The 11,804-nt window shown below is 50.3% G+C and carries 6 protein-coding genes; 3 read left to right on the top strand and 3 right to left on the bottom strand.

Going from position 1 to position 11,804, the window contains the following annotated elements; genetic code table 11:
- Nucleotides 1-62: 62 nt before the first annotated feature.
- From M4J38_RS00105 to M4J38_RS00095, 3 genes are all read left to right on the top strand, one after another.
- Nucleotides 63-2,447 carry a TonB-dependent receptor gene (locus tag M4J38_RS00105; protein ID WP_251757489.1) on the top strand — a complete coding sequence of 795 codons (2,385 nt, stop codon included), beginning with the start codon at nucleotides 63-65 and terminating at the stop codon, nucleotides 2,445-2,447.
- 12 nt (nucleotides 2,448-2,459) lie between these two features.
- Nucleotides 2,460-3,689, top strand: a complete 1,230-nt coding sequence (locus tag M4J38_RS00100) for a PepSY domain-containing protein (protein WP_251757488.1) — start codon at nucleotides 2,460-2,462, stop codon at nucleotides 3,687-3,689.
- Nucleotides 3,690-3,783: 94 nt separating this feature from the next.
- On the top strand, nucleotides 3,784-4,884 hold the full coding sequence (locus tag M4J38_RS00095) for a DNA alkylation repair protein (RefSeq protein WP_251757487.1): 1,101 nt from the start codon (nucleotides 3,784-3,786) through the stop codon (nucleotides 4,882-4,884).
- Here M4J38_RS00095 and M4J38_RS00090 read toward each other — a convergent pair whose 3' ends face one another.
- From M4J38_RS00090 to M4J38_RS00080, 3 genes are read right to left on the bottom strand one after another with little or no spacing between them, the layout of a single operon-like run.
- Nucleotides 4,885-5,733, bottom strand: coding sequence for a phosphatase PAP2 family protein (locus M4J38_RS00090; protein WP_251757486.1), 849 nt, complete (start codon nucleotides 5,731-5,733; stop codon nucleotides 4,885-4,887).
- Complete coding sequence (locus M4J38_RS00085; RefSeq protein ID WP_251757485.1) at nucleotides 5,730-8,135, bottom strand: GAF domain-containing protein; 2,406 nt, start codon at nucleotides 8,133-8,135, stop codon at nucleotides 5,730-5,732. Before M4J38_RS00085 ends, M4J38_RS00090 begins: the two co-directional genes overlap by 4 nt.
- Before the next feature lie 25 nt (nucleotides 8,136-8,160).
- Complete coding sequence (locus M4J38_RS00080; protein ID WP_251757484.1) at nucleotides 8,161-11,757, bottom strand: metallophosphoesterase; 3,597 nt, start codon at nucleotides 11,755-11,757, stop codon at nucleotides 8,161-8,163.
- Nucleotides 11,758-11,804: the final 47 nt, after the last annotated feature.

Below are 11,804 nucleotides of genomic sequence, written 5' to 3'. Positions count from 1 at the left end.
TGAAGCGATTTTCTCTGTCAGCACCAGTTTTTTTGTTTGTACTAGCACTATTTGCAGGCACTATGGCCCTCGCAGGACCCGGTGAAGATGCGGGCGGCACCATTAAAGGGATGGTCACCACCAGCGATGATGTACCCGGCGCCTCCGTTTCCGTTGTATTGAAGAACACCAAAAAAACCGCTTTGACGGATGAAGATGGCACTTTCCGCCTTACCAATGTTCCAGCGGGAACTTACCAACTGGAAATCAGCTTAATAGGATACGATACACATGTTGAGGACGTTAAAGTGGAAGAAGGCAAGATCACCGCCGTGAACATCCGCCTTAACCTTTCCAACGCGGAACTGCAGGAAGTGATCGTGAAATCCACCAAAAATAAACTGGTGGTGCGCAGCAGCGCTACCGTCGCTAAAATGCCACTCACCAACTTAGAAAATCCTCAGGTATATAATGTGGTGACCAAGGACCTGATGAAAGAACAAATGGTAGTGAGTTTTGATGATGCCCTGAAGAACGCGCCGGGTGTAAGCAGGCTCTGGAGTTCCACCGGCCGCCCCAACGATGGCGCGGGTTATTTCTCCATGCGCGGATTCAGTGTACAACCCACCATGATTAACGGTGTACCCGGACTCACCAATGGCGGTATCGATCCCGCTAACATTGAAAGGATCGAATCCATTAAAGGTCCTTCCGGTACATTGTTCGGCAGCAGCCTGATCTCTTTCGGGGGATTACTGAACATCGTGACCAAAAAGCCTTATGATTTCTTCGGTGGAGAAGTGAGTTATACCGGCGGCGGATTTGGCCTGAGCCGCGTAACCGCTGATGTGAATACGCCTTTGAACGAAGACAGGTCGGCTTTGCTCCGTGTAAACGCCGCTTACCATTCTGAAGGAAGTTTCCAGGATGCCGGTTTCAAAAAATCTGTGTTCCTCGCCCCCAGCTTTTCTTTCAAAGCGAACGACAAACTTTCTTTCCTGATCAATACTGAATTTTACAACGCGGAAGCAACCAATACGCTGATGGTATTCCTCAACAGGAGCCGCCAACTGATCGCCAGAACACCGGAAGAACTGAATATGGACTTCAACAGGTCGTACACCAGCAACGACATCACGTATAAAACGCCTACCGTGAATCTGTTCGGACAGATGACCTACAAGATTTCCGACAAATGGACCTCACAAACCAACGTGGCGAGAAGTGTGCGGAAGAGTGATGGTTATTATTCATATGTGATGTTCCTGGATGGAAGCGCCAGTGGCCCGATAGCCGCCAACGACACGCTGCTCAGCAGGTTTGCCTACTACCAGAATTCTACTTCCACCACAACTGATATTCAGCAGAACTTCATCGGTGATTTTAACATCGGAAAATTCCGTAACAGGGTGATCGCCGGATTTGATTTCATGCAACTCCAATCGGTGAACGATAATTCAGCTTACGCTCTGTTCGATTATGTAAATGTTACGAAACCAAATGATGCGCGCTATGGCATGCTTACCCGCGCGGCTGTGGACGCCAAACTCGCTACCACTGCCGGCGCCACTAAAAGCCGCACCAACAACTATACCTACAGCGCTTATATTTCAGATGTGTTCAATGTTACGGACAGGTTGATGGCAATGGCCAGCATACGCTTCGATCACTTCGACAATAAACCCACCATCAACCATATCACCTCGGCGAAAACAGGGAAATACAACCAGAACGCTTTCTCGCCCAAATTTGGGGTGGTGTATGAGGTAGTGGATAAACAAGTAAGTCTCTTCGCCAACTATATGAATGGTTTCCGCAATACCGCACCTGTTCCGGGCAATGAAGCTGCAGGTTATCCGGTTAATTTAAAACCACAGCAGGTGGATCAGAAAGAAGCCGGTGTAAAAGTTGATATGTTTGACCACAAACTGGCACTTACCGCCAGCTACTACGATATGCTCGTAACAAACATGTCATTGGGAATTACCGTAAATGGCCTGAACGTAACCATCCAGGATGGAGAGCAGGAATCAAAAGGCGTTGAATTCGACCTTATCGCCAACCCCATTCCCGGACTGAACATTGTTGCGGGGTACAGCTACAACCACAGCAAAATGCTAAACTCAGCCGCTGCAACGAAAGACAGAAGGCCCAACTCAGCGGGACCGGCCAACCTGGCCAACCTATGGATCAGCTACACCGCCAGGGCCGGTAAAATGAAAGGATTCGGCGCCGGATTCGGTGGCAACTACGCCAGCGACAATTATATCACCAACTCCCTGGCCACAGGTACCTTCGTGCTGCCAGCCTATACTGTTGTGAATGCTACATTATTCTATAACGCCGACAAATACCGTCTTGCACTGAAAGCGGATAACATCGCCGATAAAGAATATTTCGGGGGATGGACCACAGTGGAAAAACAAATGCCGCGTCGTTTCTCGGCAAGTATCGGTTTCAGGTTCTAAATTCGCACCTGCATGGTCAAAAAGAAAAAGAACTTTAAATACTGGATCGGCAGGATCCACCTTTGGCTGGGGCTTAGCTCCGGCCTTGTGGTTTTAATTGTGAGCCTTACCGGGTGCATTTTCGTGTTCCAGAAAGAGATCAGCGAACTGGTTTACCGCGACAAGCTTTTCGTTACCCCTCCTGCCAATACCCAGACGCTGCCGGTGAGTACCCTGCTCAAAAACGCGCAGGCCGCTATGGGCGATTCCATCGTGATCCGCAACTTCACGGCTTACAAGCAACCCGATAAAGCCTGGGAATTCATGGCCTTTAAAGGCGGTGACCCCAAGGCGCTCACCTTTTATGGTTCCGTGGCGTACTACCAGTCGGTGCACCTGAATCCTTATACCGGGGCCATTACCGGGAAAACGGATTACATGAAGGAATTCTTCATCACCGTAAAGTACCTGCACTGGAGTTTGTTGCTGAACACGCCTTACGGTCAGCCTATCGTAGGCTATGCCACGCTTATTTTTGTGGTGATGCTGATCTCCGGCATGATCCTCTGGTGGCCGAAGAAATGGAACCGCGCCAACCGCCAGAAGAGCTTCCGCATCAAATGGAACGCGAACTTCAAACGAAAAAATTACGACCTGCACAATGTGCTCGGTTTTTATACGCTTATTCCCGCTTTGCTGATCGCACTCACCGGTATGGTGTGGGCCTTTAAATGGTGGCAGGCCACGGTATATGTCGCGGCCTCAGGTTCCACCAAAGCGCCGGAACAGGTGAAGGTTGTATCGGCTAAGCCGGAAAACTTTACGCCAACCGGAACCGATCCACTCGATATCGCTTATACCGATGCGTTAAAGCGTATGCCCGATGCCGACAGGATCGCGGTGCTCTCCCCCGCTACGCCCGAAGCGCCCATCCGCATCAACGGATACCGTGGTAAAGAAACTTACCACGATAGAGATGAACTTTTCTTCGACCAATATTCCGCGCAGTTCCTGAAAAGAAGAAACGATGCCGAAAAGAATGCAGGGGAACAGTTGATAGAAGCGAATTACGATATTCATATCGGGGCCATCGCCGGGCTGCCGGGAAAGATACTGGCGTTCCTCGCGAGTTTGATTTGCGCGAGTTTGCCGGTAACCGGTTTTATGGTGTGGTGGGGCAGGAAGTTTAAGGAGAAAAAGAAGAGGCCATCTGCGGTTGCGGGAGAGGCGAAGCTATTTATTGAGGAGGCGGTGGGGGTTTAGTTTGCTGCACACGACACTATTCGAGCATGAAAAACATTGCCCCTCTCCCGAGGGAGAGGGGGCGGGGTGAGGCTCCAACACCTTATATTTGCTTATGGCCTCTCTACTCAAAGATTCGTTCAATACACAATACTTTTCGCTATTCTGTTCCGCACTGAAAAAAACGGTGCCCTCCTTCCGTGAAAAAACATTTCTTTCCCAGGTATTTTCTCCCGATTGGGAAGGAAAAGAACTGAAAGAAAGAATGCGGCACGTAACACTTCTATTACCCGCTCACCTTCCCGGCGATTTCTCACGGCAGGTAGAAGCGCTCACCCAAACGCTGGAAAAAATATACAAAACCCGCGGGGGCGGGCACTTAGCTGATCTTATATTCCCTGATTTTATAGAAGTATTTGGATTGGCGCATCCACAGGAATCATTAAACGCCATGGAGACCATCACGCAGTTCATCTCCTGTGAATTCGCGGTACGTCCCTTTCTTAAAGCCGACCAGGAAATGGTGCTGCGCAAGATGCTGGAATGGTCGGAACACCCGCACCACCATGTAAGGCGGTTCTCAAGTGAGGGCTGCCGCCCGCGATTGCCCTGGGCCATGGCGCTGCCCGCTTTGAAAAAGGACCCGGCCCCTATTCTGCCGATCCTGGAGAACCTGAAAGCAGACAGTTCACTGTTTGTGAGAAAAAGTGTGGCCAATAACCTCAACGATATCGCGAAGGACCACCCAGGTGTGGTGAAAGAACTGATTGGAAAATGGAAGGGTTATTCTCCCGAAACAGACTGGATCCTGAAACACGGCAGCAGAACGCTTTTGAAAAAAGCCGATCCCGAAGCGCTGGCCTTCTTTGGCTGGGGCGGGAAACTGAAGACTTCGGTTACCGCATTCAAACTATCGAAAAAGAAAGTACAGATCGGGGAAGAAATGAGTTTTTCCTTCAACATTGAAATGAACGAAAAGAAAGCTACTCCCGTGCGCATCGAATATGCCGTACATTATATGAAGGCGAACGGCACACAAAGCAGAAAGATATTTCAGTTGTCGCAAACCAGCCTTGAGCCCGGCAAACAATACACGTTCAAAAGAAAGCTCAGTTTCCGGGACCTTACCACGCGCAAACACCATAAAGGCGCTCACCAGTTGGGAATAGTGGTGAACGGGAAAGAAGTGGAAACACTCCCCTTCATACTCGTGTAATTACAGGACCGGCGGTGTTTTGGGCGCTTTCTGTTGCACCCTTTTCTGTTCCCAGTAATACAATCCACGGGTAATGAAATGCCCCATCAATCCGCCTACCAGTACATCGCTGGCCCAGTGGCGGTTGTCGTAGATGCGGGAAACAGCCGTTAAACCAGCGATGGAATAACAGGCCACCGGCACCCATTTGATGTGTTTGTATTCCAACGCAAGTGCGGTAGCTACCGAGATAGCCGTATTGGTATGTCCCGAAGGGAACGAGGTATATTCCTTTTTAAAAGGTGTGTGGAAGTCAAAAGGATTGTCGGTATAGGCCGGACGGTTGCGCCGCGTGAATCCTTTAAAGGTGGTGTACACAGCCGTGGACACCAGCAGGGAACGGGCGCCCATCAACGAGGCGTGTTCCATCTTGCGGTCCTTTGTTATTTTGCCGGCGGCGAGCATGCCCATCATAATGAACGGGAAGTAGTTGTTACCAAAGGGCTCCACCACACGGGAGACTTCGTTGCCGAACGTAGTCCGGTTGGCCTGTGTGAACTTTTTGATCTCGTAATCGAATACGAGCGTTGTTCCGATAGCGAGTCCAGCAATGCCCGCGCGTTTCCAGTCTTTGCCCTTCCAATGGAAAGGCTGTTTCACAGTGTAAAGAAATCCTTGCGGAATGGTTTTAACGTAAGCCCAGTTCAACCGAAGGTATTCCTGCTGAACGGGAAGCGTATCTGTTATTTCAACCACGGAATCGAGTGGTACGCGCACCGGGTCCTGTACAATCATGGTGTCCTGCGCGGATGCTGTTTGACCCAATAAATTTCCAGCAAAAACGAAAGCGAGGGCAAGGGATTTTCTCATGCAAATCCGGTGATTTTATTTTCCTTTTTTATTTTTTCCATATTTCCGTAGGCGAGGTTCACCCCTACCCTGATGGCATGTAAACCTGATACGCCTTGCAATTCCTCCAGTTCCAGTTCTTCCAGATCGTTCAGCAGTACGCCCTGCTCCTGCAGGTAATGAATATACGAAATATATTCCGCGGCTTCTTTCTGGTTGAAATACACGATGGCGATCTTACCGGGTTGGGTCAACCGCTCATTGGTGTTGCGGATACAAACTTTGTCGATCCGTTTTTTGATGATGTGGTAACGGATATTGTACGTGCCTTCCACATCAAAACGGCGTTCATCGTTGCGGAACGAGATATCGATGGGATGACTGTGCACGAAGATCAGTTGAGTGGTACGCAACGGCACCGCCATTTCCGGGAGCAACGCATGTGTTTTCCGGGCGATGGCCGCCATGGAATCCAGTTGCCACAACCGCAGGTTTTTTAGGTAGATGTTGTTGAAGGTTTTATCCGGGGAAAGCGATTGACCGATGTACACATCATATTCCACCCCATCCGTTCTGAATTTTTCGAAATAGAACGGAAACTGCTGTTGCAGATCGGAGCTCAGTACATCAAGTTGTGCGCTCACGGTTTCGTTCACCAGGCGCATAGAGGCTTCGAGCCGACGGCGGTTTTCATATACCACACCGGTTGAGTCATCTATGGCGGAGAAGTATTTATTGACCAGTTCCTCCGTTTCGGGATGGGAATGCCTGATGTGCACAAGGAACGGATGCACTTCGGTTTCGAGGAATTCATTCACCCAAAGCTGGTCGTTATCGGCCTCTCCGTTCTCCACCGCTTCCATTCTCTTGCGGCATTTGAACATCATTTCATCGATCAGCGCAAGCGGCACTTTCGCGCGCAAAGCGGAAAAGGTTTGTTCCAATAATCCGAACTGGCGGCGGAAATCCACGTGGAGCGCACTGTTCCTTTGCACAGTGGAATCCCGGATGTCGATAGCGCCATATAACGGATATACCTGTTCGAAAGTGATGTTTTCCATGCGTGGCGCGGCATTTCCCGCCATCTCGGCCCGCATGAATTTCCAGGCCACTTCATTGAATTTCCATTGCACGGCGGGTTGAAGGAACGTGAACTTATCTTTGATCACCGATTCCACCTGCGTTTCCAGGTCCTCAATGGTATGTACGAGTAATTGCGCGAGCAGCGGCATGGCCGGATCGAGCCGCGACATTACTTTTTCATCCAGTACATCTTCTTTCCTGGTGTATACTTCCACCATCCCCACCAGTTCATGGTTGTTGAAAACGGGCACCAGGGCATAAGCGCTCACGCCATGGTGGTGCAACATCTGCAAAAATTCATATTTGGCGGCCAGTTCACCCGTGATCTTCCTGAAATAAATGAGCCGCGGCTTCTTCACATATTCTTCCGCCAGCGAATGGTACAATCCTTCCGCCTGCCCCTGCCCCGTGGCAATGCTCAGCAGAATGCTCTGGCGGCAGATTTCAGGATAGAACTTCAGTTTTTTATTGATGCGCAGCAGCGGGAAAATACCGAATTCAATCTTCTTATCCTGCACCAGGGTCTGCAACGCATCGATGACGTTTCCATAACAATTGGATAATTTTTCAGAAGCATCATTCAGAATAATATTCTTAATGCTTTCCACCGCGTATTCTTCCGTTACTTCCGTGAGTGTGATCACCGTGATGCCTTCAAAAGCAAAATGATCGAGTGGAAGGATTTTTTCGAAGATGGAAAAGTCGAGTTGCTCCTGGATGCTGGATTCTACGTTTTCAAAAGTAATATCCGGTAGTTGCTGTTTCGCTTTCACCTCCAGGAAACGTGTATCCAGGTTCACTTTGAAGTACCTGTTCAAACCGGTATGTTCGTCGCGGATGGAATACACCATATCTTCCCGCTGGAGGAACTTAAAGTTGAACAGTCTTTCGAGGATGAAGGAGTAAATGAACTTTACGGTATGGTCCTTGAATTCCATACCATACATGGTGCAATGATCGGGGTACACTTTATCGTGCTGCATTTCATCCACGAGCCTGTAAAGCGCGTCGGTACCATAAAACACCACAGGTGTGAGCGGCGTTCCCAACGCCCACAATACATCCTTCTCTTCTTCAAAAGACGGGGAGAGCAGGGCGTACATTACTTCCAGCACATCTTTGTACTGGTGCAGTAAGGTTACATCCACCCCTTCTTCCAATTCGGGATAGGGCGCGAATTTATCGAGTACATACTGGTAAAAATCCTTGCGCAGCGTCTGTTCTTTCGAAGCCTTTTCCCTGATAAAACGGAGAAAGGGACCGAAGGAAAGGTGCACATCGGAATTCTTACAGAAAGAAAGATCTTCTTCCGGGTTCAAATTGAGTAAAACTGCCTGCATAAACTTCCATTTTCGTTACTGATCCTCAAAACCTTAACCCCATGGAGAAATACGGATAGAATCCTTCCTTTGATTTTCCCACCAGCAGGTTAAAAACCGCCAGTTGCGCCGGTGAGAAATAAAGCCCACCGCCAAACCCATGGTGCCAGCGGTGCGACACTTCGTTTTTCTGCCAAACCCTTCCCAGGTCGTTGAACGCCACGAACCCAGCCTGTCCGGGCAGGATATAACTTGCCACATTGGCCAGTTTTATCCTGAGTTCCAGGTTGTGGTAGAAATTATGGTCGCCCGCGAACCGGTATTGCCTGTAGCCCAGCAGGTTATTTTGCCCGCCGAGGAACATGGACTGGTAGAAAGCCGACCTTCCAAAGGTAACACCTCCGCCGATCCTGTTGCCCATCACAATGGTTGAACGGGCATTCAGGTTGTTGTACACGCTGATTTCCGGGACAAGTTGCGCGAAATCCTCCGAAAATCCGTTCATCCCTTTGTAAGCCTGCAGCCTCAGGGCAATCCTGTAACCCCAGTTGGTAAGGACCACGTTGTTCCGTTTATCCAATTCCAGGCCCGTTGTTAATCCGAGGTGGAATTTTGCCTTATTGACGGTAACACTGTCATAAGAACCGATTTTGCCGGTTTGCTGGATGAAGCGGCCATCGTTGTCTTCCGCATCGAATTTGTAATACTGGAGCGAGGGGCCGATAAAGTAGCTGAACCCTTTTTGTTTGCGCCATTGGAACCCGGGATCGAACTGGTAAACTGAAAAACGTGTCCGGTGGAATTTAATGTGTTCGCCGGTCTTTTTATAGTCGGTTTCATTGCCCCGCCCGAAGAAGTTAATGGTATTGTCCGGAGCCCTGATCATCGCGTTGAGGGTGAGGTCGGCCTTCCCTACCAGTTGGTTCCACTCTCCGCGGTAACGCATCCGGTAAGCGCTGGTGGAAAAGGAATGGGCCAGCATAAATTCCTGGATATGTGTGTAGGGCAGTTTTCTGAAACCGGATTTACCGGTATAGCGGAAACCGCCACCCAATATAAATCCATCATCCAGGTTGAGTCCGATGGTAAGGAGCGGCATCCAGGTATTGTAGAGGTTTACGGGTACCAGCGCGGTATGCAGACTATCGGTCCCCAATTTCTTCCGAAGGCCGGTAGTATCGCCATAAGCCAGCAGTTTTCCGGGTCGCGCATATACTTTGGCGTTACGGGCATTGCCTTCAAAGTGCATGGGCAGTTTCTTCTTACCGCCAATGAACCGCAGTTTTGTATGGCCGGAATTTTTCGCTATGTGCACGCTGTCGTGGCCATCAAAAAGGTAGAAACGCAATTCGCTGGTTACCGCGCGGGAGAAGGTGCGGTGCATCAAGGTATCTTTCAGTTCCCCGTCTTTATTGATCTTTTGCATCAGCACTTCGAGGTTACCCGAAGCATCTTCTTTGATGGAGAGCAATTCATTCTTATCGGAACCGGCGATGTCCACTTTCCTGGAGATGAATTTCCTGAAGCGTTGCATGGCGGCAACCAGTTCGGACCTTCTTCCTTTCAAGTTGCGCAGCAATTCATCGTGGCGCAGGGCGTATTGTTCCGCCGGCAGGCGTGAAAGCGCTTCTTCCAGCACTTCATCCGTCATGGCAGACACAAATTCATTCACCACCTGCAGCCATCTTTCATCCGAGAGTTGGGTGGCGGGGTACGGGTCGAGGAACTTCGTTTTGAAGAGCGAGTACCTGGCGCTGTTGATCTGTTCATCGAAACCCTGCAAGGTAGGTACGAGCCATTGCCTGGAAGCGAGTTTCGGGAACCAGCCCTCCGTTTTATGGAATACCTGGTCGCGGTCGCGGGGCACGGGCAGGTAGAATTTGTTTTTCCCTTTTTTCGTGTCGGCCCAGCGCCACTGGTCCTCGTGGCGGTCCCAATCTTCTACCAGTATATCGAGCAATCTTGCACGGAGCCACATTTCGCCATCGAAGGTATCGTCGTTATCGGAACGGATCTTTTCCAACATCTTCAGCGTATTGTCCGACGAACCGATGGGTTCTCTTTTTTCGAGCAGGCAGACTTTATTGGCGAACACAACATTGTGTTCCCCCAGCACCGGATCCGGGGCCACGATACCGATGATGGGCTCGGCGTGCGGCACCCCGGCCGCTTTGGCGAGTGGCGGCATTACGAGTGCGGAATAAGGGTGTTGCGCACTCATGGCATCTTCCACCCAGTCGCTGGCGAAGGTCTCTTTCAGTCCCTCGGGCAGCAAAACGTCCGGCGCTTTTTCCACGGAACGCAGTACCCATTCATTTCCCTTCGCATCTTCAAGACGCAGCGATTTCGTTTGCATACCGCCGCCCCTTTTCGTGGGTTTCAGTCCGCCCATGATACTGGAAACACGGATCACGGGTATCGTGGTGGGCGTTGCCCATTCCTTGCGGTAGTTTTCTCCAAAGAAGCGCCGGTGCGACCTGGACACACTATCGTAAGCTGGTTTTATAGCCACGGTGGCGCTGTCTTTGGTGTAGGTCTGGGCCACGGAAAGTTCTTGCTCCGCAACAGAACTATAATTTTTCGTATACGTGTAAGCGTTATCCAACCTCTCACCTTCCACCGTAAAATATTTCAGGAGCAACTGGTTGCCCGGCATCAGGTCGGCCACCACAAATCCGTTATGGGAAGTGGCATACAGGCTCCCCTTCCCTTTATAGGTAGCGGAATTTTTAGCGCCTGAACCACTCACTACCTGAAGGATCTCCTTCTCAATCAATTGCAGCCCATGATCGTGTCCTGAAACGTGCACCATGTTCTGGTGGGCTTCCGCGGCTTTGCCCACCTGGCGGATCATATCCCTGTACAACGGATGCCCTTTGTCTTCCGCATTTGTGAACACTGTTCTCAACAAAGGATACAGTGAACCTACCAAAGGGAGTGGGATGTACAGGTTTTTATTGGCGGCCGTAAGCGGAAAAAGATGGTCCTTAAAAGAGAACCTCCCGCCATGAACACCATAGGTTTCAAACGGATGGTGCGAAGCGAGCAACACCACTTTATGGCGGTTCTTGTACAACAAAGCCTGCATCCTTTCCGCAACATCGGCTTTTGTCTGGCATGCGCATTCCGCGCCGGGATTGTTTTTGGGGTAAGGGAACAGCCACCATTCACTGTCGAAGGCGATGATGGACAAACTATCGGACACTTCAATTTCAACGGGATCGGGGCAACCGTCCGCAGGTACCAGTTTTAACAACGGATCGTTCTGCGCTTCCAGGAACTGCCATTGCAGTTTTATTTTCGCGAGTCCATCGGGCCCCATTCTGTCCCAATCGTGGTTCCCGGGAATAAAATAAACGGGCGCCCCCTTGGCGCGCATGGGTTCGTATTGTGAACGGAGTATTCCTTGTCCCCAGGTGGAATCGCCCTGTCCGGGCAGGTTCATGCCGCGCGGGTAAACATTGTCGCCCAGGAACAATACCGTGGTGCGGCCCGGCAATACCTGTTCCGCCGCAAGGCGCATCAGTTGTTGTTGCTGGTCATCTTTTAATCCCGCGTCGCCTATCAGAATTACTCTTGCAGTCTGGGCATAGCTTCCCGCCGCCAGCAGCATGTATAACAATAAGTGTAGTGCTGTTTTCATATATATCCTCCTCCGCTCCGCAAGCGCGGCGCGACTTAAATAAATTG

The sequence above is a fragment of the Parasegetibacter sp. NRK P23 genome, from assembly GCF_023721715.1.
Taxonomy (GTDB): Bacteria; Bacteroidota; Bacteroidia; order Chitinophagales; family Chitinophagaceae; genus Parasegetibacter.
Note: the sequence above shows the minus strand (reverse complement) of the source record. Positions and strands in the feature narration are given on the sequence as shown.

Bases quoted from the DNA above. Each gene is read 5' to 3' on its own strand.
- M4J38_RS00105 (WP_251757489.1), top strand. From the start codon at position 63: ATGGCCCTCGCAGGACCCGGTGAAGATGCGGGCGGCACCATTAAAGGG.
- M4J38_RS00100 (WP_251757488.1), top strand. From the start codon at position 2,460: ATGGTCAAAAAGAAAAAGAACTTTAAATACTGGATCGGCAGGATCCAC.
- M4J38_RS00095 (WP_251757487.1), top strand. From the start codon at position 3,784: ATGGCCTCTCTACTCAAAGATTCGTTCAATACACAATACTTTTCGCTA.
- M4J38_RS00090 (WP_251757486.1), bottom strand. From the start codon at position 5,733: ATGAGAAAATCCCTTGCCCTCGCTTTCGTTTTTGCTGGAAATTTATTG.
- M4J38_RS00085 (WP_251757485.1), bottom strand. From the start codon at position 8,135: ATGCAGGCAGTTTTACTCAATTTGAACCCGGAAGAAGATCTTTCTTTC.
- M4J38_RS00080 (WP_251757484.1), bottom strand. From the start codon at position 11,757: ATGAAAACAGCACTACACTTATTGTTATACATGCTGCTGGCGGCGGGA.